Raw genomic sequence first — 24896 nt, forward strand, 5'->3', positions numbered from 1 at the left:
CACGGAGCCCATGGCCGCCATGGACGCGGACGTCATCGTCGTCGGAGCGGGCCTCGCCGGCCTGGTGGCGGCGCACGAACTCAACCGCCGGGGCCGCACGGTGGCCCTGGTCGACCAGGAGAACGCCGCCAATCTGGGCGGCCAGGCGTTCTGGTCCTTCGGCGGGCTCTTCCTCGTCGACTCGCCCGAGCAGCGCCGGCTCGGCATCAAGGACTCCCTCGACCTCGCCTGGAACGACTGGCAGGGCAGCGCGGGGTTCGACCGGCTCGCCGACGAGGACTCCTGGGCGGTGCGCTGGGCCCGCGCCTACGTCGAGTGGGCGGCCGGTGAGAAGCGCTCCTGGCTGCGCGGGCACGGCATCGAACTGCTGCCCACCGTCGGCTGGGCCGAGCGCGGCGACCTCAGGGCCGGCGGCCACGGCAACTCCGTACCCCGCTTCCACATCGCTTGGGGCACCGGCACCGGCGTGGTCGAGCCCTTCGTGGAGTACGCCCGGCAGGCGGCCCGGGACGGGCTGCTCACCTTCCACCACCGCCACCGGGTCGACGAACTGGTCGTCGAGGACGGCGCGGCGCGCGGAGTGCGGGGCACCGTCCTCGTCGCGGACGACTCACCGCGCGGGGCCGCCTCCAGCCGCGAGCGCGCCGGCGACTTCGAGCTCACCGCCCGGGCCGTGGTCGTCACCAGCGGCGGCATCGGCGCCGACCACGACATCGTCCGCCGCCACTGGCCCGAACGGCTCGGCACACCCCCGGCCGAGATGGTCACCGGCGTCCCCGCCCACGTCGACGGCCGGATGCTCGACATCAGCGCCGAGGCCGGCGTGCGCCTGGTCAACCGGGACCGCATGTGGCACTACACCGAGGGCCTGCAGAACTGGGACCCGGTCTGGCCCGGCCACGGCATCCGCATCCTGCCGGGGCCGTCCTCCATCTGGCTCGACGCCCTCGGGCGCCGGCTGCCCGACCCGTGCCTGCCCGGCTACGACACCCTCGGCACGCTCGCCCACCTGCGCACCACCGAGGACATCGCCCGCCACGACCACTCCTGGTTCATCCTCACCCGGAAGATCATCGAGAAGGAGTTCGCGCTCTCCGGGTCCGAGCAGAACCCGGACATCACCGCCAAGGACCGCAAGGCCGTGCTGCGCGACCGGCTGCTGGGCAGGGGCGCCCCGGCCCCGGTGCGGGCCTTCCTCGACAAGGGCGCGGACTTCGTCACCGCGGGCACCCTGGAACAACTGGTCGAGAGGATGAACGCCCTCACCGCCGAGCCGCTGCTGGACGCCGCCGAGGTGCGCCGCCAGATCGAGGCCCGCGACCTGCAGATGGCCAACCCCTACAGCAAGGACTCCCAGGTCCAGGGCATTCGCAACGCCCGCCGCTACATCGGTGACCGGCTCGGCCGGGTCGCCTCCCCGCACCGCATCCTCGACCCGGAGGCGGGCCCGCTGATCGGCGTCCGGCTGCGCGTGCTGACCCGCAAGACGCTCGGCGGCATCCAGACCGACCTCGACTCCCGGGCCCTCGGCGCCGACGGCACCCCCATCGAGGGGCTGTACGCGGCGGGCGAGGTGGCGGGTTTCGGCGGCGGTGGTGTCCACGGCTACAACGCCCTGGAGGGCACCTTCCTCGGCGGCTGCCTCTTCTCGGGCCGTGCGGCGGGACGGGCGGCGGCGCGGCAGACGGGCTGACGGCGCGGCGGACGGGCCGGCGGCCCCCCGGGCGGACCCGGCGGGCCGCCGCTCAGTCCCGCACCAGCTCCGCCAGTACGGAGGCGTGGCTCTGCTCCGGCGTCCTGGACGCGGTGAGCAGCGTCACCCGGCCCTCGCGCACCGACTCGCGCAGCCCGTCGAGGAGTCCGGCGGCCTCCGGAGCGGCGAGTTCGGTCTCGTAGCGGTGACGGAACCCCTCGAAGGAGCCCTCCGGGCCGTGGAACCACGTGCGCAGTTCGTTGGACGGAGTGAGCGCCTTCGGCCACTCGTCCACCCGGGCCGCGTCCTTGGACACCCCGCGCGGCCACAGCCGGTCCACCAGGACCCGCAGTCCGTCGTCCGCCTCCGGCGGCTCGTAGATACGGCGCACGCGCACGCTCACGGTCGGGGCCCCTCTCGGGTCGCGGACGGTGCGGCGAGCCTACTGCGGCGCACACGGCCCATCAGGCGGCGACGCGGCGTGACTTGACCGGAAAGAGGGCGAAACCGGATCGACCGCGCGCCTACGCTTCTGGCGAAACGATCATTCGCCACCCCCCCCGAGGAGCGCCCGTGACACCACCGCGCAGACAGGTCCCCAGCCGACGTACCGCGGTCCTGCGCCGCGAGGCGGTCCTCGCCGCCGTCCCGGTCGCCCTGGCGGCGCTGCTCGGGACCGCCGGTCCGGCGGCGGCCGGCACGACCGGCGCCGCCGGAGCGGGCGACCCCTACTTCCCGCTCAGCGGCAACGGCGGGTACCACGTCGACCACTACGACCTGACGCTCCGTTACGACACCGCATCCCGGCACCTGGACGGCACGGCGGTGCTCACCGCGCGGGCCACCCGGCGGCTCACCCGCTTCGACCTCGACCTGTCGGGCCTGAAGGTCACCGGTGTCGGCGTCGGCGGCCGCCGCGCGGCCTTCCGCCGCGACGGCCAGGAACTCGTGGTCACGCCGCCGCGCACCCTGCGCCCGGGCCGGCGGTTCCAGGTCACCGTCTCCTACCACGGAACCCCCCGGCCGGTCACCGATCCGGACGGCTCGGCGGACGGCTGGATACCCACCGACGACGGGGCGTTCGTCGCCGGGGAGCCGCAGGGCGCGATGACCTGGTTCCCGGCGAACAACCACCCCAGGGACAAGTCGACGTACGACTTCACGATCACGGTCCCCGAGGGGCGCACCGCCGTGGCCAACGGCGTCCTGCGCGGCACGCGCACCGCGCACGGCCGCACCACGTTCCGCTGGCACCAGGCCGAGCCCATGGCCGCGTACCTGGCCACCGCCACCATCGGCAAGTTCCGGGTCGAGCGGTACACGACCCGCGACGGGATCCAGGTGTACAACGCCGTCGACCCCCGTGAGGCGAGCGCGGCGGCGCCCGTGCTGAAGAAGCTGCCGTCCGTGCTGGCGTGGGAGAGCAAGCTGTTCGGGCCGTACCCGTTCCGGGCCGCCGGGTCGGTCGTCGACCACGCCCGGGACGTCGGCTACGCCCTGGAGACCCAGAGCCGGCCCCTCTACGACTCGGCGCCCGACGTGGGCACCCTCGTGCACGAGAACGCCCACCAGTGGTTCGGTGACTCCGTCTCACTGACCGCCTGGAAGGACATATGGCTCAACGAGGGCTTCGCGACCTACGCCGAGTGGCTCTACGCGGAACAGCACGGCGGCGACAGCGCGCAGAAGACGTTCGACGCCCTCTACGCCCGCCCCGCGGGCGACCGTCTGTGGGCCTTCCCGCCCGGTGATCCCGGCAGCGGGGAGAACATCTTCGACACCCCCGTCTACGCGCGCGGCGCGATGACCCTGCACGAGCTGCGCCGGGCCGTCGGCGACCGGGACTTCTTCCGGATCCTGCGCGCCTGGGCGGCCGCGCACCGGGCCGGGCACGGCACGACGGCGCAGTTCACCCGGCTCGCCGGACGGGTGTCCGGCAAGAACCTGGACGCCCTGTTCCACACCTGGCTGTACGAGCGGGGCAGGCCGAGCCGCCCCTGAACGCCCGCACCGCCGGGGCGGACCGGCCCCGGCGGTGCGAGCGACGACAGCCGCTCCGGTTCCCCGGTGCGGGCGGGCGGGTACCGGGGAACCCCCGGCCGCCCGCCCGCACCGGCGCCCGGTTCAGCCGGAGCGTTGCCGGGAGCGGACGCGGCGCCTGAGCGCGCGCCGCTCCACCTCGGTGGTACCGCCCCAGACACCGATGCTCTGGCCCGTGTCCAGAGCCCAGTCAAGACACTGCTCCCGCACCGGACACCCCGCGCACACCGCCTTCGCCTGCTGTGCCTGCACCTGTGCGGGCCCGGTGGTGCCGATGGGGAAGAAGAGGTCGGGGTCCTCGTGACGGCACGCGGCATCTTCGCGCCAGTTGTGCATGGAAGTCTCCTCCGGTCTGAGTCGTCCGCGCCAGTCGAATGAGTGCTTCCACTTCTGGTGACCGGTCAGGACGGCATGAAACAGGGAACCGGTGACGGATCGGTCGGCGCGAGCCGCGCCCCGGTCACTGCTCGCGCATGCCCCACGGGGAGCCGTACGCGGTCAGCAGGTCGAGGAACGGGGCGGCCGGGAAGGCCTCCGGGCCGAGGACGCCCGTGCCCGACCAGGCGCCGGTGGCGAGGAGTTCGAGGGCGACGACCGGGTTGACCGCCGTCTGCCACACGACCGCCTGGCAGCCGTACTCCGCCATGGACCACTGGTTGTCGACCACGTGATACAGGTACACCTCGCGCGGCGCCCCGTCCTTGGTGCCGCGCACCCAGGTGCCCGCGCAGGTCTTTCCGCGCATCCGCTCGCCCAGCGTCGCCGGGTCCGGCAGGCACGCGGCGACCACGTCCCGCGGCGAGACCGCGACCGGTCCGTCGGGGCCCGGCACGGTCACCGGTTCGGTGCGGTCCAGCCCGAGCAGGTGCAGGGTCTTCAGCGTCTCGACGAACTCGCGGCCGAGCCCGTACTTGAAGGTGACACGGTCCGCGCCGACCCAGCGCGGCATCAGCAGCACCTCCTCGTGCTCCACGTTCACGCACTCCACCGGCCCGATCCCCTCCGGGAAGTCGAACACCTCGGGCTCGCTGAACGGGGCGGTGGTGAACCAGCCCCGCCCGGTCTCGTAGACGACCGGCGGGTTCAGGCACTCCTCGATGGTGGTCCAGATGCTGAAGGAGGGGGCGAAGTCATAGCCGTCCACGGTCAGATCGGCGCCGTCGCGCACGCCGATCTCCTCGATGGTGTCGAAGAGTTCGTCGGCCGCGTGGCGGGCGAACACGTCCGACAGGCCGGGTTCCACCCCCATGCCGACCAGGGCGAGCGCGCCCGCCTGCGCCCACTCCTCGGCGAGCGCGAACTGCTCGTCGCCCAGCTTGACCCCGCACTCCTCGTACGGCCGCTCGGGGTGCGGCCGGGACAGCGACATCGCCATGTCGACATAGGTGGCGCCGGCCGTGCGCGCCGCCCGGAACAGGGGCATGACGAACCTGGGGTCGGTGGCGTTGAGCAGCACGTCGCAGCCGTGCCGGGCGAGCAGGCCGGCCACGCCGGCCTCGTCGGCCGCGTCCACCTGTTCGGCGTGGAACCGGTCCCCGGCCCCGCCGAGGGCCGCGACCGCGGCCTCGGCCCGCGCGGGGTCGTAGTCGGCGACCACCATCAGGTCGAAGAACGGCCGCCGGGCCGCGATCCGGGTGATGGCGGTGCCGACTCCACCGGCTCCCACGAGCAGTACACGCATGACGGAAACTCCCTGCCTGACACGAACGACAACGGTCACGAACGGAACGTACGGAACGTACGGAACGTACGGAATGAACGGAACATCGGGGCAGGCGCGCCTTGCCCGGAATCCAACGCCGGACGGTGGCGTAAGGTCAATGGTGTTGGCGTAAGCGGGTCCGAGCCGGGCCCGAGCGGATCCGAGGCAGGAGGGGATCACCGTGCCCAAGCCCGTCGTACCCGAGGAGAGGCGACGCCGGCGCCGTCCGACCCGCGGCGGCACCGTGCTGTCCGAGAGCCTGATCGTCGCGACCGCGCTCAGGCTGCTGCGCGAGCACGGCAGCACCGGGCTCACCGCCCGCCGCCTCGGTCTCGCCCTGGACTGCGATCCCAGCACGCTGTACCGGTACTTCCGGGGCATGGACGAGCTGACCCTGGCCATCGGCGACGCGCTCATCGGCGAGGCGCTGGCCGGCTGGCGGCCGACCGGACGGTGGCGGGCGGACCTGCGGACGATCGGGCTGCGCATCCACGGCGTGTACGTCGCGCACCCGCAGGCGGCGCTGCTCACCGCCAACCGGGTCACCGGCCGGGCCCATGAACTGGCCGCCGACGAGGCCGTGCTGGACGTCCTGCGCTCGGCCGGGTTCTCCCTGCCGGACACGGTCCGCGTCTACCACGCCTTCATCGACCAGACCCTGGCCTTCGCCGCCCTGGACTCCGCGTCACTGGCCCTGCCCAGTGCCTCCCAGCGCGCCGACGAGGACAAGTGGCACTCCACCTACGCCCACCTGCCCCCCGACACCCACCCCCGCATCGCCGAGGCGGCGCCGCTGCTGGCCCGGCGCATGGTCACCAGCGCCTATCCGACGGCTCTGGAGATGCTGCTGGACAGCGCGGCCGGACGCCTCGGCGCCCAGCGGCCCTGAGGGCCGGGCCCGCCGTCCGCGTCCGGATCAGCGGCGCAGCGCCCGGGCCGCCGTCGCCGCCACCGCCTCGGCCAGCGCCGCCAGGGCGGGGGAGTCGAGTTTCCACTGCTGCCAGTACAGCGTGACGTCCGCGCTGCGGTCCGGCGCCAGCAGGACGAGGCGGCCCGCGGCCAGCAGCGGACCGGCCTGGGCCTCCGGCAGCATGCCCCAGCCCAGCCCCCCGGCGACCGCGTCGGCGAAGCCCTCGGAGGTGGGCACGTGGTGGCGCAGCGAACTCGCGGCCCCGTGGCCCAGCCGCCTGACGAAGGCGTCCTGGAAGTCGTCCTTGCGGTCGAAGACCACGACGGGCGCGTCGGGCAGCAGGTCCGGCAGGGGTCCGTCCAGATACCGCTCGGCGAACTCGGGCGCGGCGGCCGGCAGATAGCGCATCCGGCCCAGCGCGCGGACCGAGCAGCCCGGCACCGGATCGGGCGAGGAGGTCACCGCCGCCATCACCAGCCCCTCGCGCAGCAGCGCCGCGGTGTGGGCCTCGTCCTCCCGGTGCAGTTCGAAGCAGAGCCCGGGCGCCTGGGTGAGGGCTCCGAGGAACCAGGTCGCCAGCGAGTCCGCGTTCACCGCGACCGACACCCGCGTCGGCTCCCCGGCGCCGCTCAGCCCCAGCTCGCCGCGCGCGTCCCGCTCCAGCCGGGCCAGTTGCCGGGCGAACCGCACCAGTACCGCTCCGGACTCCGTCGGCCGCACCGGCTTGGTGCGCTGGAGCAGCACCCGGCCGGTGCGCTGCTCCAGCGCCTTGACCCGCTGGCTGACCGCCGAGGGGGTCAGGCGCAGGGCCGCGGCCGCCGCGTCGAACGTGCCCTCGTCCACCACGGCGAGCAGGGTCCGCACCTGCTCCAGGGGAAGCTCGCTCATCACGACGACTAATGCTACGTAAAAATCCTTAGCTGTACGCACGCTGATCACATGGCTAGCGTCGAGGGCATGAACCACGCCCTGACCGCCGCGGCCGCCGGATTCGGCACCGGGCTCTCCCTGATCGTCGCCATCGGCGCCCAGAACGCCTTCGTCCTGAGGCAGGGGGTGCGCCGGGACGCCGTGCTCGCGGTGGTCGGGATCTGCGCCCTGTCCGACGCGCTGCTCATCGCGCTCGGTGTCGCAGGGGTCGGCGCGGTCGTGGTGGCCTGGCCGGGCGTGGTGCGGGCGGTCGGCTTCGTGGGCGGCGTGTTCCTGCTGTGCTACGGCGCGCTCGCCGCCCGCCGTGTCCTGCGCCCCGGCGGCGGACTGCGGACGGAGGGGGAGGCGGTGGGCTCCCGGCGGCGGGCGGTGCTCACCTGCCTGGCCATGACCTGGCTCAACCCGCACGTCTACCTGGACACCGTGTTCCTGCTCGGCTCCCTCGCCGCCGACCGCGGCCCGCTGCGCTGGACCTTCGGCCTCGGCGCGGCCCTGGCCAGCCTCTGCTGGTTCGCCGCCCTCGGCTTCGGCGCCCGGCTGCTGGGCCGGTTCCTCGCCCGTCCGGCCGCCTGGCGCGTCCTGGACGGCCTGATCGCCGTGACCATGCTGGCGCTCGGCGCCGCCCTGGTCCTCGACGCCTGAGACGCGCCGGCACCCGCGCACGGTGGGCGCAACACGGTGGGCGGAAGACGCGGCCGGGCGGCCCGGCGGGTTCCTGCGACTGCGATAGTGGGCCTCGAATCGAAAGATGTATCGAGCAACCTCTGACGAGCGACCAGGAACCCCGTGGACACCAGCGAGAGCAGCGGCACCGAAGAGAGCAGCGGCACCGGACGGAAGACCACCGGCGAAGGAGCCGGGCCCGCCGATACCGGTGTCGCGGCCGCGCCGGCCCCGCCCGGGCGCGGCCGGCGCCGCTGGGCGATGGACACCCGGCCGCTGCGCTTCCCGGCCTACCGGCGCCTGTGGTCGTCGACCGTCGTCACCGCCGTCGGCAGCCAGCTCACCGCCGTCGCCGTGCCCAAGCAGATCTACGACATCACCCACTCCTCGGCCTGGGTCGGCTACGCCGGCGCGGCCGGGCTGGTGCCCATGGTGGTCTTCGCGCTGTGGGGCGGGGCGGTCGCCGACACGGTGGACCGGCGCAAGCTGCTGCTGGTCACCAACACCGGGATCGCCGTGACCTCGGTGCTGTTCTGCGCCCAGGCTGTCACGGGCCTGGACTCCGTCGTCGTGCTCATGCTGCTGCTCGCGCTGCAGCAGGCGTTCTTCGGCCTCAACTCCCCGGCCCGCAGCGCCTCCATCGCCCGCCTGGTGCCGGCCTCGGAACTGCCCGCGGCGAACGCGCTCGGCTCCACCGTGATGCAGACCGGCCTGGTCGTGGGACCGCTGCTGGCCGGTGTGCTGATCCCGGTCGTCGGGCTGCCCGGGCTGTACCTGATCGACGCGCTGGCGCTGTGCGTCACCGTGTGGGCGGTGTACCGGCTGCCCGCGCTGCCGCCGCTCGGCGGCCGGCCCGCCCGGCGGGCCGGGGTGCGCGAGGTCGTGGCCGGCTTCCGGTACATCGCCCGGCACGAGGTGCTGCTGCTGTCCTTCCTGGCCGACATCGTGGCCATGGTCCTCGGCATGCCCCGCGCCCTGTTCCCGCAGCTCGCCGCGGGGACCTACGCCCCCTGGGGCGCGGGTCTGGCGCTGGGCGTGCTGTTCGCCGCGATCCCGGTCGGCGCGGTGCTCGGCGGCCTGTTCTCCGGGGTCTTCTCCCGGGCCCGGCGCCACGGCCGGATGGTCATCGGCGCGGTCGTCGGCTGGGGGGTGGCCGTCGCGGGGTTCGGGCTGAGCGGCAACCTCTGGGTGGCCTTCGGCTTCCTCGCCGCGGCCGGTCTGGCCGACATGATCTCCATGGTGTTCCGCGGGGCCATCCTGCTGTCCGCCGCCACCGACGACATGCGCGGCCGGATGCAGGGCGTGTTCACCGTGGTGGTCGCGGGCGGACCGCGCCTGGCCGACGTGCTGCACGGCACCGCCGGTGCCGCGTTCGGCCCCGGGGCCGCCGTGGCGGGCGGGGGTGCGCTGGTCGTCGTGGTGATGGCGGCGCTGGCCGCCGCGGCGCCGGCCCTGCGCCGCTACCGGATCTGACCGGACGGGCCCCCGGGAGGCCCCGCGGGGACCGCCCCCGGCGGCTCAGAGCGGTCCACGCCGGCGGACCGCGTACTGGTCCATCAGCTTGCCCCGGGTGGTCTCCAGCCGGTGGGCGAGGATCTCGGCGACCGTCCGCACCAGCGACAGACCGAGCAGCGGGTCCTCCACGCTCAGCGCGAGCACCGACGGCCCGTCGAACTCGTAGGCCCGCACGTTGCTGAAGGCCACCGCGCCGAAGTCCCACTGGTACGGCGGGAACAGCCAGGACCAGCCGAGCATGTCGCCCGCGCCCAGCGTGGCCACGGTGACCCGCTGCCGGGAGGTGACCGGCTGGTCCAGGTGGACCGCGCCAGAGCGGATCACCCAGAAGCGGTCGGCGGTGCCGCCCGGCTCGAAGATGCGGGAGTCCTCCGGGAAGGAGACCTCCTTGGCCAGCTCCATCAGCCGCTCACGCTGCGCCTGCGGCAGGGCGGTCAGCAGTTTTATCGCTTTGGTCATGGCGCGGGACTCCTCGCCGGCGGCGGTCGGGGTGTGTTCCCCAAGCCCATTTCAGCCGCTGCCGCCGTCCCGGGCACCTCGAAGGAGCGGTGCACGGCCCCCGCACGTGCCTGCGGGCATGAGAAAGCCCTGGCTGGACGGGGGAGGCCAGCCAGGGCCGTATGTGGTGGTGAGGGAGGACGGTTCCGGTCGACCCCGTCACCACGTATGTATGAACGATAAACCATCTCGCGACCATTCGCCCAATCGGAAGCGGGTCAGGTGGCCTGTTTCACTGCTTCACCCCGCTCCGTTCCGCCGGTGCCGCGCCCGGGTCCACGATCTCCTCCAGTACACGCAGCACCGCCTCGTACGCCCCGGCCCGGACCGAGGCCTCCCGCGACCCCTCCGGATCGGTCGCCGTCAGGCTCTGCGCCTGATCCCGCCAGGCCCGTTCCTGCCCGGCCGCCCAGTCCTTGCCCCGCCTGATCCGCCGCAGCAGTTCGTCCGCGTCCACGACATCCGTCATACGGTCCGCCTACCCGCCCGGCGCCCGGTGATGACAAGGACACCGGGGTGTTTGAGGACGCCGGGAGGGGTCAGCCGAACATCAGGCCCGGTTGATCCGGGCAGCACGATGGGAGGGAAGCCATGCGCGAGACGCACAGGACCGACTCCCCGGCGGCCCCGCGGGAGTTGCGCCGGGCACTGCCGTGCCGGCCGGCGGACGCCCGCAGAACCGTCCAGCGGGCGGTCGCCGAGTGCTGCCGGGACTGCGCCGTCCGGTGCGACGACGACGCGCTGGACGACGTCCTGCTCGTCACCTCGGAACTCACCACCAACGCCATCCTGCACGGCGGGGGCATCACCGGATTCGACGTCGACGTCGACAGCGGCGGGGTGAGCGTGTCGGTCAGCGACCGCAGCGACGAGGTCCCGGTGGTCCGGGCGCCGGTGGACGAACGGGGCCGCAACCGGCTCGGCGGCCGCGGCTGGCCCATCGTGTGCCTGCTGGCCCGCGACGTCAACGTGGCCGGGCTGCCCCGCGGAGGCAAGCGGATCACCGCCGTCGTACCGCTGGCCTGAGAGCGGTAGGAGAAGTTCCGTTGGCGGCGTTTGCCGTGCATGCGCAGGGGCAGACGGAACCTCGTGCTTCGGACCGGAGGCGCGCGCCCAGCGGGATGACACATCCTCGGGCCCCCTCCGGCGGCCTGTGCTCGCATCCCGCGGCGAACCCTGACAGCACCGTTCGGGCCGGGACCGGGAACCACGGTCCGGTGCCCCGCCCGGAAACCACGTTCAGGAGCGATTCCGCATGCTGACCGACGAGTCGACAAGCCCTTCGGGCACGCCCGGCACCCCCACCGCCGCCGCCCCGGCCCCCGCGCCCGGGCGGCGGACCCATGACGACGCCCCTGCCACCGCGGACCTCTTCGCCCGCCTGGCGGAGCTGGCGGACGGGCCCGAGCGGGACGCGGTGCGCGACGAACTCGTCGCCGCCTGGCTGCCCATGGCCCACCGGATAGCGGGCCGCTTCCGGGACCGGGGGGAGTCCGTCGAGGACCTGCGGCAGGTGGCCGCGCTCGGGCTGGTCAAGGCCATCGACCGCTTCGACCCGTCCCGGGGAGCCTTCGAGAGCTACGCCGTGCCGACCATCACCGGCGAGGTCAAGCGGCACTTCCGGGACCGCATGTGGGCCCTTCGGGTGCCCCGCCGCGTCCAGGAACTGCGCAACCGGGTCCGCGTGGCCCGCCGGGAACTCACCCAGACGCCCGGCAGCCCCGAGCCCACCCCCGCCGCCATCGCGGCCCACACCGGCCTCACCGAGGAGGAGGTCACCGCGGGCACGGAGGCGCTGGAGAGCTTCAGCACCCTCTCGCTGGACGCGGAACTGGCCACCGGCGACGACGGCTACAGCCTCGCCGACGCGCTCGGCGCGGCCGACGGCGCGTACGACGTCGTCGTCGACCGCGAGGCCGCCAAGGAGGGACTGCGCCGGCTGCCCGAACGGGAGCGGGCCATCCTCTACATGCGCTTCTTCGAGGACATGACGCAGAGCCGGATCGCCGACCGGCTCGGCATCTCCCAGATGCACGTCTCCCGGCTGATCAGCCGAAGCTGCGCCCGGGTGCGCGACGAGGTGCTGGGGCCGCGCCAGGGCGTCCGCGGGTCCCGGTGACCCTCCGGCCCGGGCCCGCGGTGGGACCCTCCGGCCCGGACCCGGGCCGGTGCCGATACGGGCGCTCCGGGTGAACGCTCACCTCACACGGGGCTCGGGTGCCACACCGAGCGGACGCCCCAGGCCCGACACCGACTCGTCCAGCCGCTGCAGATGGCGCAGCACCCGGTCGGTCACCCGGCCGTAGCGCGGGCTGCGCGGGGTGCCCGGCTCCAGCAGGGACGCGATGCTGGGGCCGGTCTCGAGCGCCGCCGCCGTCCGCGGGTCCGCCACCCGGGCGGCGATCGACTCGATGTTCCGCACGATCCGCCGGCCCACCGTGCGCAGCCGCGGATCCGCCGCCATGGACGGGTGCGTGGGCAGCAACTCGGCCGTGGCCGCCAGGGAACGGGCGTGGTAGGCGCAGGTCTCCAGCAGCGCCATCACGTACCGGGCGGTGTCGCGGCGGGAGCGCAGCGGGGTGACCGGGTGGGTCAGCGGCTGGGTCGCGGCCCTCAGGTCGGCCAGCGCCTGGTCCAGCTCGCGGGCCTTGTCGACCAGGTCGGCCGGCGCTCCGCCGCTGAGCTGGTCGGCGGCGGACCGGGTGACCTCCGCCAGCCTCTCGAGAACGTCGACGAGCAGGTCGTTGGTGCGCCGGTCGGTGTGGATCGGCAGCACGACGGCCGCCGCGATCACCCCGCAGGCCGCGCCCAGCGCCGTCTCCTCCACCCGCAGCACCAGCACCGACAGGCTGTAGGTGTTCAGCAGCGTGTACAGCAGCCCCAGCATCGCCGTGACGAAGAACGACATCAGCGTGTACGACAGGGGCGCGGTGTAGAACATCGTGAAGACGAACAGCAGCACCAGCACGAACGCCGTCCACGCGTGGTTCCCGACCAGTGCGGCGAGCCCGATGCCGGCCACCACGCCGAGCACGGTGCCGAGCAGGCGCCGGTAGCCCTTCACCAGGATCTCGCCGGTGGACGCGGTGTTGATGAACACGATCCAGCAGGTCAGCACCGCCCAGTACCAGCGCTGGCTGGACAGCAGTTCGCCACCGGCGATGGCGAGCGCGGAACCGACCGCGACCTGCACGGCGGCCCGGGTGGTGGGCCGCCCCAGCCCGGTCGGCTCCGGCTTGGCCTCGTCCTCCTCGCTGACCTCGATGCCGACGTCCTCGGCGTCCAGTTCCTCGCGGGAGCGGGCCGTGGCCGGGGTGTCGTCGGACTCGTCCTGCGGCCCGTCCAGGGCGATGCGCAGTCCCAGTACGGCCCGGCCGGCCTCGCCGACGCCCCGGAAGACGTCCTGCACGGCCGGTGAGGCCTGCGGCAGGTTCTCCTCCTCGCGGTAGCCGAGCAGCCGGTTGCGCAGATGCGCCAGCGCCGTCCCCGAGGCCTCACCGGCCGGCCGCATCGCCAGCAGGCGCAGTGCCGCCAGATCCCGGCGGAGCTGATCGGTGGCCCCGTCGCGCACCGGCAGTTCGCCGCCGGACGGCAGGTGGGCGCCGGGCAGGTGCAGGGTCAGGGTGTCGGTCCGTTCGGCGCTGCGCGCGGTGAGCAGCAGCAGCCCGAGCCGCTCGGCGGCGATCTCGGCGTCCGCGATCCGGCGCTGCAGCAGCCGCGCCGCCGCCTCGTCGGCGGTGCCGTCGGCGAGCCTGCCCTGGATCATCAGCGCCGTCTCGTGCAGCCGCGCGGTACGGGTGCGCAGTTCCCGCAGCACCTTGTCGGCGTCGTCGGGGCCGGCGTCCAGCAGTTCGAGCTGGGTGGCGAAGAGCTGGCCCAGCCGGGCGCGGAACGCGCGCCGCAGCCGGTCCAGGGTGCCCGCCGGGGTCTGCGGCAGCAGGACGAAGCGGGCCAGGGCGGCGCAGCCGAACGCCACGGTGATCACGACGTACAGGGCGGGCAGCGCGGCCGGGGCCGCGCCCACGAACAGCGAGAGGAAGTAGACCTGGAAGCCGACCAGGCCCAGGGCCGTGCCGCGGTCGCCGAACCTGCGGCCGTAGACCGCGCCGAAGATGAGCACGACGAAGAACAGGTCCCCGACGAGGACCCGCTGGTTGAGGTACGCCCCCAGGGAGACCGAGGCGAGCGCCACCGGCAGGCCCAGCGCCAGGGTGACGGCCTGCCGGGGGCGCTGCTTCTCCCGGATGGCGAAGGTCGCCGCCATCGCCGCGATGGCCCCGGCGACCAGTTGCGGCACCGGGAACCGCAGCACGGCCAGCACCACCAGGGTCAGGGCGATGGCGCTGACCGTGCGCAGGCCCGCGGTGAGCCTGAGCAGTCCGGGATCGGACGCGGCCAGCCGGTCCCACATCCCTGCCCACCCCGACCGAACCGCTTCCCTCACGCGCCGCGCTCTCTCCCGTGCCCGTACTTGATCCACTCACCAGCATGGCACGGGAGCCCGGACTACCTGCCCTCGGCGAGCGTGTGCGCCACCAGGGCGTTGGCGTGGCCGTGGCCGAGCCCGTGCTCGTCCTTCAGCCAGGCGACCAGCTCCATGTGCCGCGTCAGCGGCGAGGAACGGATCAGCTCCTGCCACTCGCCGACCGGACGGCCGTACTTCTTCTCGATCGCGGGGAAGTAGCTCGCCGGGCCCTTCACGGTCTTCGCGGTCATGCCGGTGTCCCTTCGTGTGACGTCCTCTGGTCACCGTGGAAGACCGCCGGCCCGCTGGAAAGTGATCGGCGGTCCCCGGTGATCCCGGTCACATCAGGGGCTGCCGGCGGTCTGCCCCTCCACCCGGGCGCGCACCTGCTCCGGGGTCAGATAGGAGTCCGTGTACTCGAAGTCCTTCAGCCGGGCCGGCTTGCGCGCCTGGAAGCCGGTGCGCACGAAGTCGTCACCGGCGATCGCGTTCAGCAGCCAGTTGGTCACCACCCGCGTCTTGGCGACGTTGGTGCGCAGCGCCCCGAGGTGGTAGCCGCGGGCCACCGCCTGGGCCGGGACACCGCGCAGCTCGACGCCCAGCGGCTTGGACACGGCGTCCTTGCCGCCGAGGTCGACGACGAGTCCGAGGTCGTGGTGCACGTACGGCTCGAGCGGCTGGTCGCGCAGGGCCGCGATGACGTTGTCGGCGACCTTCCTGCCCTGCCGCTGGGCGTGCTGGGCCGTGGGCGGGCAGACCGCGCCGTCGCCCTTGGCGACGTCCGGCACGGCCGCCGAGTCGCCGAGCGCGAACACCCCGTCGTGACCGGGCAGGTTCATCTCGGCGTCGACCGCGAGCCTGCCCCGGACCGTCTCCGCTCCCAGCGTGGCGATGAGCGGGCTGGCGACCACACCGGCCGTCCAGATCAGCGTGTGGGTCGGCACCACCCGGCCGTCGGTGAAGGTGACCTCCTCCGCGCCGGCCTTGTCGATCGACACGCCCAGTGAGACGTCGATGCCGCGCCGTTTGAGGATCTCCTGCGCGCTGCGGCCGAGCTTGTCGCCCAGCTCCGGCATGAGCCTCGGCGCGATGTCGATCAGGTGCCACTTGATCAGGCCCGGGTCCAGCCGCGGATAGCGCTGCACGGCCGCGTGCGTCAGCCGCTGCAGGCAGGCGGCGGTCTCCGTGCCCGCGTAGCCGCCGCCGACCACCACGAACTGCAGCCGCGCCGCCCGCTCGGCCGGGTCGTCGCTGGCGTCCGCGAGGTCGAGCTGCGAGATGACGTGGTCCCGGATGTACGCGGCCTCGGCGAGGGTCTTCATGCCGAAGGCGTGCTCGGTGAGCCCCGGGATGTCGAACGTACGCGTCACGCTGCCGGGAGCCAGCACGATGTAGTCGTAGCGCTCGTTGACGAGCTTGTCGGTGATGGTGCGCACGACGCAGACCTTCGACTTCAGGTCCACGCCGACCGCCCCGCCCGGGATGATCCGGGTGCGGTACTTCCTGCTGCGGCGCAGCGACAGGGCGATCGACTGCGGCGTGAGCACGCCGGAGGCGACCTGGGGGAGCAGGGGGAGGTAGAGCTGATAGGCGACCGGCGTCACCAGGGTGACGTCGGCCTCGTTGGGGGTGAGTTTCCGCTCCAGGCGGCGGACGCACTCGACTCCGGCGAAGCCTGCGCCAACCACCAGGATCCTGGGTCGTGTCACGGTGTCCATCCCTCTCTGCGGCTCCAGGCGGTCCGACTTGACGTCGTACGCCTGCCCCGGATCGCTGCGACCATCTCGATCCCATCGCGACTCGGGCCGCTCCGCGAGCCGGCTGCGGCAGGCAGACGAACGCGTGGGAGGCACGGGCGTGCCCCCGCGGAGCCGGAGTATCCGGATCCCGCCCGGCTACACGTCACCACCACGATCCGGCCCGCCGGGCCTGTCACCAGGGCAGGAACACATGAACGTCCTTGCCCTCGTCCTGGACCACGACGCTCACCTGGTCGCACAGCGTGTGCACGAGGTGCCAGCCGATGCCGCCGCCCCCCGCGTTCGGGTGGAAGGGCCGCGGCTCGGGCCGGGTGGTGCTGGAGTCGTGCATCGTCACGTGCACCCCGTCGAAGGTGCGGCGCATGTGCAGGCCGAACGGCCCGGGAGCGTACTGGATGACGTTGGCGGCCAGCTCCGTGACCACCAGCAGGATGTCGTCCCAGTACTCCGGAGCGGTCGGCGGGGCGTTCCGTGCCAGGTCGCACAGGAACTCCTCGGCGGCCAGCCGGGCACCCGTGACATTGCGCAGTTCACCCGGGAAGGAGTACGTGCGCTCGTACCTCTCCTCCGAAGGCGGTGTTTCGTCCCAACGAGGCTCCGTCGACATCTCGCATTCCCCGGCCCCGGCGGCGGGGGCCGGGCGGCCCCTTCCGACCAGGGCGGTCGTCGTTGCTGATCACTCCCAAGCTGCGGGTTCCCACAGCCGCCGCGGATATCCGCGGATATTGGTTCCCCCTCGCGCCTGCCGTGCTCGGGACGGGCGTCCCCGCCCGTCGCACCGCGCGAGTACGTCCAGGACGCGGGCGATGCTCCGCGGTGCCGCGCACCGCACCGCACCGGACGCCGCGAGCTCTCCGGCGAACCCTCCCGGTCACGGCACTAGCGGAAGACGTCGTCCACCTCGTCCCAGTCGGCCGGCTCCTGGACGGCCGGCCGCCGCGCCGGCCGGGGCCGGGCCTCGTACATCGCGTCGATCTCGGCGGCGTAATGCCGCGCGATGGCGTCGCGGCGCAGCTTCAGCGACGGCGTGAGCAGACCGTTGTCCGGGGCGAACGGCTCCGGGAGGACACGGTAGACCCTGATGGACTCGCCGCGGGAGACCGCGCTGTTGGCCGAGGCGACGGCCCGCGCGATCTCCTCCATGAGCGCGTTCTCCTCACGGGCCTCCCGGGCGGCCGACTCGCCCTGCAGTGTCAGCGCCGCCCGCCAGTGCGCGAGGAACTCCGGGTCCAGGGTGATCAGGGCCCCCACGCAGGGCCGGTCGTCGCCCACCACCACCGCCTGGTGCACCAGCGGATGCAGCCGCAGCCGCTGCTCCAGCGGTGCCGGTGCCACGCTCTTCCCGCCGCTGGTGATCAGGACGTCCTTCTTGCGGCCGGTGATCGTGAGATACCCCTCGGAGTCCAGCCGGCCGATGTCCCCGGTGGCCAGCCAGCCGCCGCGCAGCGCGCCCCGGGTGCGCCGCTCGTCGCCGACGTAGCCCTGGAACACCGACGGTCCGTGCACCAGGATCTCCCCGTCGTCGGCGATCCGGACCTCGGTCCCCGGCAGCGGACGGCCCACGGTCCCGGACTTCTCCCGGCCGATCGGCTGCATGGTGATCCCGCCTGAGCTCTCCGTCAGGCCGTAGCCGTCGTGGATGCGCAGGCCGATGCCCTCGTAGAACAGGGACAGTTCGCGGCTGAGGGGCGAGCCGCCCGAGCTGCCCCGTGCCGCCCGGCCGCCGAGCGCCTCGCGCAGCTTGCGGTACACCGTCCGCTCGTACAGGGCGTGCTGCAGCCGCAGGTCCAGTCCCGGGCCGGGTCCGCGGCCGAGCCGCCTGCGCTCCTGGGCATCGGCGAAGTCCCGCGCGGTCTGCGCCGCCCGCTCGAACAGGGCGCCGCGGCCCGCCTCGTGGGCCGTCCGCAGGAACGTCTTGTACAGCTTCTCGAACACCGACGGCACCCCGTACAGGTACGTCGGCCGGAAGCTGCGCAGCGCCGACGCGAGAGCGGCGCCGGTCATCTCGGGCTCGTGGGCCATCAGCACGCCGCCGCGCAGGCACATCTGCTGGATCATGATCCCGTACACGTGGGAGAAGGGCAGGAAGGCGAGCACGGACGCCTGCTCGCCCGGCGGCGCCGCCGTGTGTCCCCAGCCGGCCAGCAGGGTGTCGCACGGGTAGGCCAGGCCGCGGTGGCTCAGCGCGCAGCCCAGTGGCCGGCCCGAGGTGCCCGAGGTGTAGGCGATGGCCGCCGTCGCGTCCGGCAGCACGATCCGGCGCAGCGAGTCCACCGTGGTCAGCGGTACCGGCGCACCCTGCTCGGACAGCCGGGGCAGGGCTTCCGCGTCGAGCTGCCAGACGTGCCGCAGGCGCGGCAGCCGCGTGCACACGGTGCCCACGGTCATCGCGCCCTGCTCGTCCTCCACCACGATCGCCACGCAGCCCGCGTCCCGCAGGATCCACTCCACCTGGTCCCGCGAGGACGTCGGGTGCACCGGGACGACCTCGGCGCCGACGGCCCACAGCGCGTGGGCGAACACCGTCCACTCGTACCGGGTCCGGGACATCAGGGCCACCCGGTGCCCGGGCGAGATCCCGGCGGCCACCAGGCCCTTGGCCAGGTCGGTCACCTCGTCCCGCAGCTCCACCGCCGTCACCTCCTCCCAGCCGCCGGGCACCGCGTCCGAACGGCGGGCCAGGACCGGCAGGGCCGGTGACCGTTGCGCGGTCTCGAAGACGCTGTCGGCGAGCCCGCCGGTCAGCGGGCGTGCGGCTGCCGGAGCGAGGGCGTCGTCGCGCATGCGCTGCTCCCAGGGTGTACGGAGGGTGACTCCGCCGGTCGGCTCTGTGCCGGCGGTGCTCGAATCTAGCCCAGGCAACCGGTTTCGGGACCCGGATCAGGCAAGTCGTGACCGGGTGATGATCTGGGCGTGTCCGGGGGGAGGGGGGAGGCACCACCCCGCGGACCTCGGTCCGCGGCAGGAGCGGACCACGGGGCCGTGCCCCGGAGGCGGAGTCCCGCCCGGCGGACTCCGCCTCCGGGGCACGGCAGACCCGGGACCGGGGCCCGGGGAGGCCTGATCCGCCCAGGGGCCGGGCCCATGCGCCGACGCCGCCGGTCCGCCTCGCCCCGAGGGCCGTCCCGTGGTCCCCGGTGGGCGCACGACGACGGCCGAGGCGCCTCGCCGCGTTGTCGTACCGCCCGGGTACGCCCGGTGCGAGGACGGCCCCCGCCTCGCGGCGCACCGCGTCCGGCACCGTGCGCCGGTCCACCGGGATCGCGGGACGGTCCTCGGAGGCCGTTGCGAGAGTCCCGTCATCCGGCCGCGGGGCGGGGGGGGGGACTTCCGCAACCGTCTCCGGCCCGGATCGCGCCGCTCCTCGCGCCGCTCCTCGCGCCGCTCCTCGCGCCGCTCCTCGCGCCGCTCCTCGCGCCGCTCCTCGCGCCGCTCCTCGCGCCGCTCCGGTGACTGACCGGCGCCCGGGCGCGGCCGGCCGGGGGCGGACGACGTCAGTCCTGGGTGCGGCGCACACACTCCGTGACGACGTCCCGCAGACTGCCGCCGCTCTCCACCAGCAGCCGCTGCTCGCGGGCGCCGTTGCCCCGGCGCAGCAGCACCTCGACGGCCTCCGCGGCCCGGGTCGCGTCCCCGCTCTCCCGCAGCGCGTCCGAGGTGTGCTCCAGCAGTGCGCGCACCACCTCGGCGGCGGGGCGGGGCCGCAGGACGCCGGGGTCGAGCAGGTCTCCGTCCAGGCCGGACCGGGCGGCCTGCCAGGCGGCCAGCCTCAGCAGGCTCACGCTGTGGTCGGCCGGCGGCCGGCCGTCCCGCCACTCCCGTGCCGCCGTCTCCACCAGGGCGCGGACCAGCACGGCGACGAGGACGGCGGTGTCCGCGCGCAGGCACACGTCCGCGACCCGCACCTCCACGGTCGGGTAGGTCGCGGACAGCCGGGCGTCGAAGTAGACCATCCCCTCGTCCAGGATGACCCCGGTCGCCACCATGTCCGCCACCCGCCGGTGGTACCGCTCGGCCGAGCCGAACAGCTCCGTCGGCCCCGCCGACGGCCAGCGCCCCCACACCTGGCTGCGGTAGCCGGCGTAACCGGTGTCCCGGCCCTGCCAGTAGGGCGAGTTGGCGCTCAACGCGGTCAGCGCCGGCAGCCACGGCCGGATCCGGTCCAGGACCGCGACACCTTCCTCGTCGGACGCCACCGACACATGCACATGGCACCCGCACACCAGTTGGTCCCGGGTGGCGATGCCGTACTGCCCGGCCATCCACTGGTAGCGGTCGTTCATGCTGATCGACGGGCTGACCGGGAGCGGGGAGCCGGCGAGCGCGGCGACCGCGCAGCCGATCTCCCCGGCGTGCCGTGCCGCCTCCTTGCGGCAGCGCACGATCTCCGCGCCGAGAGCCGCCATGTCCGACTGGGGATGGGTGGCGAACTCCAGCATCTGCCCGAACAGCTCCTTCTCGAAGACGTTCTGGCCGGGGTCGTCCTGAGCGGCGCGTGCCAGGACGGCGGCCGACAGAGCCCGGGGGTCGCCGCTGTCCGGGTCGACCAGAAGGAGTTCCTCCTCCACTCCCACCGTGCGCAAGGTCGTGCCGTCCTTCCGTCCGTGCCCCCGGGGGCAGCCGCGAGTCCGTACGAACCCGACTGCCCCCGGGGCGGCGGTCGACACCCGCGGCTCAGCTCCCGGGGCTCAGCCAGACCGTGGCGAGCGGCGGCAGGGTGAGCCGCAGGAACCCGTCCTCGGGCCTGAGTGCCCCGGGCGCGCCGACCCCGACGCCGCCGCCGCCGTAACGGACGTCGTCGGTGTTCAGCGCCTCCGTCCAGGCGGGAACCTCCTCGGGCACCCACAGGCGGTAGTCGTGCCGGACGACCGGGGAGAGGTTCGACACCGCCAGCAGCGGGACCCCGGCGGCGTCGAACCGCAGGAACGCGAAGACGTTGTCCTCGGCGGCGTCGCACAGCACCCAGCGGAATCCGCCCGGATCGGTGTCCCGCTGCCACAGCGCGGGGGTGTCCCGGTACCGCGTGTTCAGGTCCCGGACCAGGTCCCGCACGCCGCGGTGGTCGCCCGCCGCGCAGTGGTCGGCGTCCAGCAGCCACCACTCCGGCCCGTGCGCCTCCGACCACTCCGCTCCCTGGGCGAACTCCTGCCCCATGAACAGCAGCTGCTTGCCGGGGTGGGCCCACATGAAGCCGAGGTAGGCGCGGTGGTTGGCCCGCCGCTGCCACCAGTCGCCCGGCATCTTGGACACCAGCGCCTGCTTGCCGTGCACGACCTCGTCGTGCGAGATGGGCAGGACGTAGTTCTCGGTGTAGGCGTACACCATCGAGAAGGTCATCTCGTTGTGGTGGTACTTGCGGTGCACCGGCTCCTTCTGGATGTACTCCAGCGAGTCGTGCATCCAGCCCATGTTCCACTTCAGCCCGAAGCCGAGCCCGCCGCCGTCCGTCGGCCGGGTCACCCCGTCCCAGGCGGTGGACTCCTCGGCGATGGTCACCACCCCGGGGCAGCGCCGGTAGACGGTCGCGTTCATCTCCTGCAGGAAGGCCACCGCGTCCAGGTCCTCGCGCCCGCCGAACACGTTCGGCGTCCACTGCCCGGAGTCGCGCGAGTAGTCCCGGTAGAGCATCGAGGCGACGGCGTCCACGCGCAGTCCGTCGATGTGGAACTCCTCGCACCAGTACACCGCGTTGGCGACGAGGAAGTTCCGTACTTCGGTACGTCCGTAGTCGAACACGAACGTGCCCCAGTCCGGATGCGTCGCGCGCCGGGCGTCCCCGGGCTCGTACAGCGGGTCCCCGTCGAAGCCGGCCAGCGCCCAGTCGTCCTTGGGGAAGTGCGCCGGCACCCAGTCCATGATCACGCCGATCCCGGCCCGGTGGCAGGCGTCCACGAAGTACCGGAAGTCGTCCGGCGAACCGAGCCGGGCGGTCGGGGCGTAGTAGGAGGTGACCTGGTAGCCCCAGGAGGGGCCGTAGGGGTGCTCCATCACCGGCATCAGCTCGACGTGGGTGAAGCCCAGGTCCTTGACGTACGCCGGGAGCTGCTCGGCCAGTTCACGGTAGGTCAGCCCCTTGCGCCAGGACGGCAGATGGACCTCGTACACGGAGAACGGCGCCTGGTGCACGGGGGTGTCGGCGCGGTGCGCCAGCCACTGTCCGTCGCCCCACTCGTGGTGCGCCGCCGTCACCACGGAGGCCGTGTCGGGCGGCGTCTCGGTACGGCGCGCCATCGGGTCCGCCTTGAGGAACCGGTCGCCGTACCGCGAGGTGATCTCGAACTTGTACCGCGCCCCCTCGCCGACGCCGGGCAGGAACAGCTCCCACACACCGCACGCGCCCAGCGAGCGCATCGGGTACTGCGTGCCGTCCCAGTAGGTGAAGTCGCCGGCGACGCGCACGCCCTGGGCGTTCGGCGCCCAGACGGTGAAACGGGTGCCCGCCACGTCGTGGTGGGTCATGGGCTCGGCACCGAGTGCCCGCCACAGTCGCTCGTGCCGGCCCTCGCGGATCAGGTGGAGGTCCAGCTCGCCGAGCGCGGGCAGGAAGCGGTACGGGTCGTGCGTCTCCTGCTCGCCGTCGTCGTAGACCACCCGCAGCGTGTAGGACGGGATCGCCTCGTACGGCAGCACGGCGGCGAAGAGGCCGCCGCCCTCCGAGACGAGGTCGTGCCGTTCGCCGTCGACCACGACGCGCACGGCGCGGGCGTTCGGGCGCAGCGCCCGGAACAGGACGCCGCCCGGCACGGGGTGGGCACCCAGCAGAGCGTGCGGGTCGTGGTGGGCGCCGCCCAGCAGCCGGTCGCGCTCCGCGGGGTCGAGCGGCGGGGCCGCGACCGCGTCGGGTCCGGCGGACTCGGGAAGCACGGTGTCGCGCAGTGCCATGACGTCAGCCTCCCCACACGGCGAGCCGCTTGATCGCCGCCATCGGTACCGGCAGCCAGTCCGGCCGGTGTCTCGCCTCGTACAGCACCTCGTAGACCGCCCTGTCCGTCTCGTGCGCGCGCAGCAGCGCGTGCTTCTTGCGTGGGTCCCAGCCGGCGCGGGCCGCGTAGCCCGCGCAGAAAGCCTCCCGGCAGCGGCGCGCCCACTCGGGACGCCAGGGGCGGCGCTGCCGGGCCGCGTAGTCGAAGGAGCGCAGCATTCCGGCCACGTCCCGCACCGGGGACTGCGGGACCCGCCGCTCGGCGAGCGGCCTGGACGGCTCCCCCTCGAAGTCGATGACGAACCAGTCGCGCCCGGCGCGCAGCACCTGCCCGAGGTGCAGATCGCCGTGGATGCGCTGGGCGGGCGGCCCGGTGTCGCAGGTGGCCAGCGCGCCGAAGGCGGCGCGCAGTCCGGGGACGTAGGGACGCAGACCCGGTACGGCGTGCGCGGCGGCGTCCAGCCGTGCGCACATCGCCTCCGCCGTACGCCCGTTCTCGCCCGGCCCGGCGGGCGGGAAGGCCTCGGCCAGGGCCAGGTGCACCTCGGCCATGGCCCGTCCCAGTCCGCGGGCCTCGGCGGTGAAGTCCTCGCCCGCGGCGAGCGCGTGCAGGGCCAGCGTCCAGCCGTCGGTCGCGTCGGGCAGGAACGGCTGCAGCACGCCCAGCGTGGCCGGCCGGGGAGCGGTCGTACTGAACCAGGCGACCGGGGCGGGCACCCGGGCGCAGCCCTGCGCGGCCAGCGCGCCGGGCACCTCCAGGTCGGGGTTGACGCCCGGCTGGACACGGCGGAACAGCTTCAGGATGTACGCGTCGCCGTAGACGATGGAGGAGTTGGACTGCTCGGCGTCCAGCAGCCGCGGCGGCAGGCCGCCGGGCAGTTCCACCGCCGGGGCGGTCTCGAAGCGCAGCGGTCCCGCCGACCCGGGGCGGCGCAGCCGCTCCAGGAGCAGATGGGCCGAACGCGGGTCGTGCAGGGCGTCGTAGACGGCGAGTCCGGTCAGCGGCCCCTGTCCGGCCCGCCCGATGAACGCCCGCTCCAGCCGCGGGACGACGTGCTCGCGCAGCCCGAGCAGGAGCTGGTAGCAGTCGCCGGGCGGGGGAGTGCCGCCCGGTGTGGGCACCGGCGCGTGCGTGGCGTGCACCAGCAGGTGCAGGCACCCGGGGAACAGCTCGGTCACGGACAGCACCGACAGATCGGTGACCGGCCGGTCCTTGCCCGCGAACCAGCGTTGCTCGGGCAGCCATTCGCGCAGCAGTCCGCCCAGCGAGGCCAGTGGCCGGTCGGTTCCGGCCGTGGTTCTCGGCCGGAGGGTGATGGTCTTCGGCATGGTGACGCGTCCTTTCCTCGGTGCCGGGCGCTCAGCGGCGGCGGCCGATGCGGGATGCGACTCGGGTGAGCCGGAACCAGTAGAAGCCGTGGCCCGCGAGGGTCAGCAGGTACGGCAGTTCGCCGATGGCCGGGAACCGCACCCCGCCGATCAGCTCCACGGGATGCCGTCCGTCGTAGACCCGCAGGTCGAGTTCGGTGGGCTGGGCGAACCGGGAGAAGTTGTTGACGCACAGCACCAGGTCGTCGCCGTACTCGCGCAGGAACGCCAGGACCGCCGGGTTGGACGACTGCAGTTCGGTGTAGGACCCGAGCCCGAAGGCGGGGTTCTGCTTGCGGATCTCGACCATGCGGCGGGTCCAGTGGAGCAGCGACGAGGGCGACGACATGGACGCCTCGACGTTGGTGACCTGGTAGCCGTGGACCGGGTCCATGATGGTGGGCAGGAACAGGCGCCCCGGGTCGCACAG

22 protein-coding genes are annotated in these 24896 nt (G+C 73.7%); 7 read left to right on the plus strand and 15 right to left on the minus strand.

The genetic code is table 11. The features are described 5' to 3' along the window. Positions 1-19 precede the first annotated feature (19 nt). Positions 20-1693, plus strand: coding sequence for an FAD-binding dehydrogenase (locus MXD57_RS27140; protein WP_250404693.1), 1674 nt, complete (start codon positions 20-22; stop codon positions 1691-1693). Between the two features lie 52 nt (positions 1694-1745). Here the strand turns inward: MXD57_RS27140 and MXD57_RS27145 are convergent, their stop codons facing one another. After that, on the minus strand, positions 1746-2096 hold the full coding sequence (locus MXD57_RS27145; RefSeq protein ID WP_250404673.1) for a DUF488 domain-containing protein: 351 nt from the start codon (positions 2094-2096) through the stop codon (positions 1746-1748). 170 nt (positions 2097-2266) lie between these two features. Here MXD57_RS27145 and MXD57_RS27150 point away from each other — a divergent pair, with 170 nt between their 5' ends. Beyond that, positions 2267-3694 carry a M1 family metallopeptidase gene (locus tag MXD57_RS27150; protein WP_250404674.1) on the plus strand — a complete coding sequence of 476 codons (1428 nt, stop codon included), beginning with the start codon at positions 2267-2269 and terminating at the stop codon, positions 3692-3694. A 123-nt stretch (positions 3695-3817) separates the two neighbouring features. Here MXD57_RS27150 and MXD57_RS27155 read toward each other — a convergent pair whose 3' ends face one another. Then, complete coding sequence (locus MXD57_RS27155; RefSeq protein ID WP_250404675.1) at positions 3818-4069, minus strand: WhiB family transcriptional regulator; 252 nt, start codon at positions 4067-4069, stop codon at positions 3818-3820. Between the two features lie 124 nt (positions 4070-4193). Further along, positions 4194-5414 (minus strand): saccharopine dehydrogenase family protein, encoded by a 1221-nt coding sequence (locus tag MXD57_RS27160; RefSeq protein WP_250404676.1) that lies wholly within the window; start codon positions 5412-5414, stop codon positions 4194-4196. 202 nt (positions 5415-5616) lie between these two features. On the opposite strand from MXD57_RS27160, the gene MXD57_RS27165 reads away from it, so the two are divergent. After that, positions 5617-6324: a TetR/AcrR family transcriptional regulator gene (locus MXD57_RS27165; RefSeq protein WP_250404677.1), complete on the plus strand. Its 708-nt coding sequence runs from the start codon at positions 5617-5619 to the stop codon at positions 6322-6324. Between the two features lie 27 nt (positions 6325-6351). On the opposite strand, the gene MXD57_RS27170 is transcribed toward MXD57_RS27165, so the two are convergent. Then, positions 6352-7236 (minus strand): LysR family transcriptional regulator ArgP, encoded by an 885-nt coding sequence (locus MXD57_RS27170; protein WP_250404678.1) that lies wholly within the window; start codon positions 7234-7236, stop codon positions 6352-6354. A 66-nt stretch (positions 7237-7302) separates the two neighbouring features. Between MXD57_RS27170 and MXD57_RS27175 the strand changes: the two genes are divergently transcribed. Both MXD57_RS27175 and MXD57_RS27180 read left to right on the plus strand, forming a co-directional pair. Then, positions 7303-7917: a LysE/ArgO family amino acid transporter gene (locus tag MXD57_RS27175; RefSeq protein WP_250404694.1), complete on the plus strand. Its 615-nt coding sequence runs from the start codon at positions 7303-7305 to the stop codon at positions 7915-7917. A gap of 144 nt (positions 7918-8061) precedes the next feature. Continuing rightward, a complete protein-coding gene (locus MXD57_RS27180; RefSeq protein ID WP_250404679.1) occupies positions 8062-9411 on the plus strand; it encodes an MFS transporter in 1350 nt (449 codons plus the stop codon). A gap of 45 nt (positions 9412-9456) precedes the next feature. On the opposite strand, the gene MXD57_RS27185 is transcribed toward MXD57_RS27180, so the two are convergent. Next, on the minus strand, positions 9457-9912 hold the full coding sequence (locus tag MXD57_RS27185; RefSeq protein WP_250404680.1) for a cyclic nucleotide-binding domain-containing protein: 456 nt from the start codon (positions 9910-9912) through the stop codon (positions 9457-9459). 271 nt (positions 9913-10183) lie between these two features. Then, positions 10184-10420 (minus strand): hypothetical protein, encoded by a 237-nt coding sequence (locus MXD57_RS27190; RefSeq protein ID WP_250404681.1) that lies wholly within the window; start codon positions 10418-10420, stop codon positions 10184-10186. Positions 10421-10542: 122 nt separating this feature from the next. Between MXD57_RS27190 and MXD57_RS27195 the strand changes: the two genes are divergently transcribed. Both MXD57_RS27195 and MXD57_RS27200 read left to right on the plus strand, forming a co-directional pair. Beyond that, positions 10543-10977, plus strand: a complete 435-nt coding sequence (locus MXD57_RS27195; protein WP_250404682.1) for an ATP-binding protein — start codon at positions 10543-10545, stop codon at positions 10975-10977. A gap of 229 nt (positions 10978-11206) precedes the next feature. Then, positions 11207-12070, plus strand: coding sequence for a SigB/SigF/SigG family RNA polymerase sigma factor (locus MXD57_RS27200; protein WP_250404683.1), 864 nt, complete (start codon positions 11207-11209; stop codon positions 12068-12070). A gap of 78 nt (positions 12071-12148) precedes the next feature. On the opposite strand, the gene MXD57_RS27205 is transcribed toward MXD57_RS27200, so the two are convergent. The 9 genes from MXD57_RS27205 to MXD57_RS27245 all read right to left on the minus strand — a co-directional run. Next, positions 12149-14362, minus strand: coding sequence for an FUSC family protein (locus MXD57_RS27205; RefSeq protein ID WP_250404684.1), 2214 nt, complete (start codon positions 14360-14362; stop codon positions 12149-12151). Between the two features lie 95 nt (positions 14363-14457). Next, entirely contained in the window at positions 14458-14667 is a 210-nt protein-coding gene (locus MXD57_RS27210; protein ID WP_250404685.1) for a DUF4287 domain-containing protein, read from the minus strand. Between the two features lie 93 nt (positions 14668-14760). Then, positions 14761-16134, minus strand: a complete 1374-nt coding sequence (locus tag MXD57_RS27215; protein WP_250404686.1) for an NAD(P)/FAD-dependent oxidoreductase — start codon at positions 16132-16134, stop codon at positions 14761-14763. A 214-nt stretch (positions 16135-16348) separates the two neighbouring features. Beyond that, positions 16349-16783 (minus strand): ATP-binding protein, encoded by a 435-nt coding sequence (locus MXD57_RS27220; RefSeq protein WP_250404687.1) that lies wholly within the window; start codon positions 16781-16783, stop codon positions 16349-16351. A gap of 272 nt (positions 16784-17055) precedes the next feature. Then, a complete protein-coding gene (locus tag MXD57_RS27225; RefSeq protein ID WP_250404688.1) occupies positions 17056-18960 on the minus strand; it encodes an AMP-dependent synthetase/ligase in 1905 nt (634 codons plus the stop codon). A 710-nt stretch (positions 18961-19670) separates the two neighbouring features. Beyond that, on the minus strand, positions 19671-20759 hold the full coding sequence (locus MXD57_RS27230; RefSeq protein WP_250404689.1) for a glutamate--cysteine ligase 2: 1089 nt from the start codon (positions 20757-20759) through the stop codon (positions 19671-19673). Between the two features lie 91 nt (positions 20760-20850). Then, on the minus strand, positions 20851-23058 hold the full coding sequence (glgB, locus tag MXD57_RS27235) for a 1,4-alpha-glucan branching enzyme (protein WP_250404690.1): 2208 nt from the start codon (positions 23056-23058) through the stop codon (positions 20851-20853). Between the two features lie 4 nt (positions 23059-23062). Continuing rightward, entirely contained in the window at positions 23063-24427 is a 1365-nt protein-coding gene (locus tag MXD57_RS27240; protein WP_250404691.1) for a maltokinase N-terminal cap-like domain-containing protein, read from the minus strand. Positions 24428-24458: 31 nt separating this feature from the next. Then, positions 24459-24896, minus strand: a 438-nt coding sequence (locus MXD57_RS27245) for an alpha-glucosidase C-terminal domain-containing protein (protein WP_250404692.1), incomplete at its 5' end; no start/stop codon positions are given.

This window comes from Streptomyces cellostaticus (assembly GCF_023630175.1).
GTDB lineage: Bacteria > Actinomycetota > Actinomycetes > Streptomycetales > Streptomycetaceae > Streptomyces > Streptomyces cellostaticus_A.

Coding starts and splice junctions, on each gene's coding strand:
- MXD57_RS27140 (WP_250404693.1), top strand. CDS start 20: ATGGACGCGGACGTCATCGTCGTCGGAGCGGGCCTCGCCGGCCTGGTG.
- MXD57_RS27155 (WP_250404675.1), bottom strand. CDS start 4,069: ATGCACAACTGGCGCGAAGATGCCGCGTGCCGTCACGAGGACCCCGAC.
- MXD57_RS27160 (WP_250404676.1), bottom strand. CDS start 5,414: ATGCGTGTACTGCTCGTGGGAGCCGGTGGAGTCGGCACCGCCATCACC.
- MXD57_RS27175 (WP_250404694.1), top strand. CDS start 7,303: ATGAACCACGCCCTGACCGCCGCGGCCGCCGGATTCGGCACCGGGCTC.
- MXD57_RS27185 (WP_250404680.1), bottom strand. CDS start 9,912: ATGACCAAAGCGATAAAACTGCTGACCGCCCTGCCGCAGGCGCAGCGT.
- MXD57_RS27190 (WP_250404681.1), bottom strand. CDS start 10,420: ATGACGGATGTCGTGGACGCGGACGAACTGCTGCGGCGGATCAGGCGG.
- MXD57_RS27195 (WP_250404682.1), top strand. CDS start 10,543: ATGCGCGAGACGCACAGGACCGACTCCCCGGCGGCCCCGCGGGAGTTG.
- MXD57_RS27200 (WP_250404683.1), top strand. CDS start 11,207: ATGCTGACCGACGAGTCGACAAGCCCTTCGGGCACGCCCGGCACCCCC.
- MXD57_RS27205 (WP_250404684.1), bottom strand. CDS start 14,362: ATGTGGGACCGGCTGGCCGCGTCCGATCCCGGACTGCTCAGGCTCACC.
- MXD57_RS27210 (WP_250404685.1), bottom strand. CDS start 14,667: ATGACCGCGAAGACCGTGAAGGGCCCGGCGAGCTACTTCCCCGCGATC.
- MXD57_RS27215 (WP_250404686.1), bottom strand. CDS start 16,134: ATGGACACCGTGACACGACCCAGGATCCTGGTGGTTGGCGCAGGCTTC.
- MXD57_RS27220 (WP_250404687.1), bottom strand. CDS start 16,783: ATGTCGACGGAGCCTCGTTGGGACGAAACACCGCCTTCGGAGGAGAGG.
- MXD57_RS27225 (WP_250404688.1), bottom strand. CDS start 18,960: ATGCGCGACGACGCCCTCGCTCCGGCAGCCGCACGCCCGCTGACCGGC.
- glgB (WP_250404690.1), bottom strand. CDS start 23,058: ATGGCACTGCGCGACACCGTGCTTCCCGAGTCCGCCGGACCCGACGCG.
- MXD57_RS27240 (WP_250404691.1), bottom strand. CDS start 24,427: ATGCCGAAGACCATCACCCTCCGGCCGAGAACCACGGCCGGAACCGAC.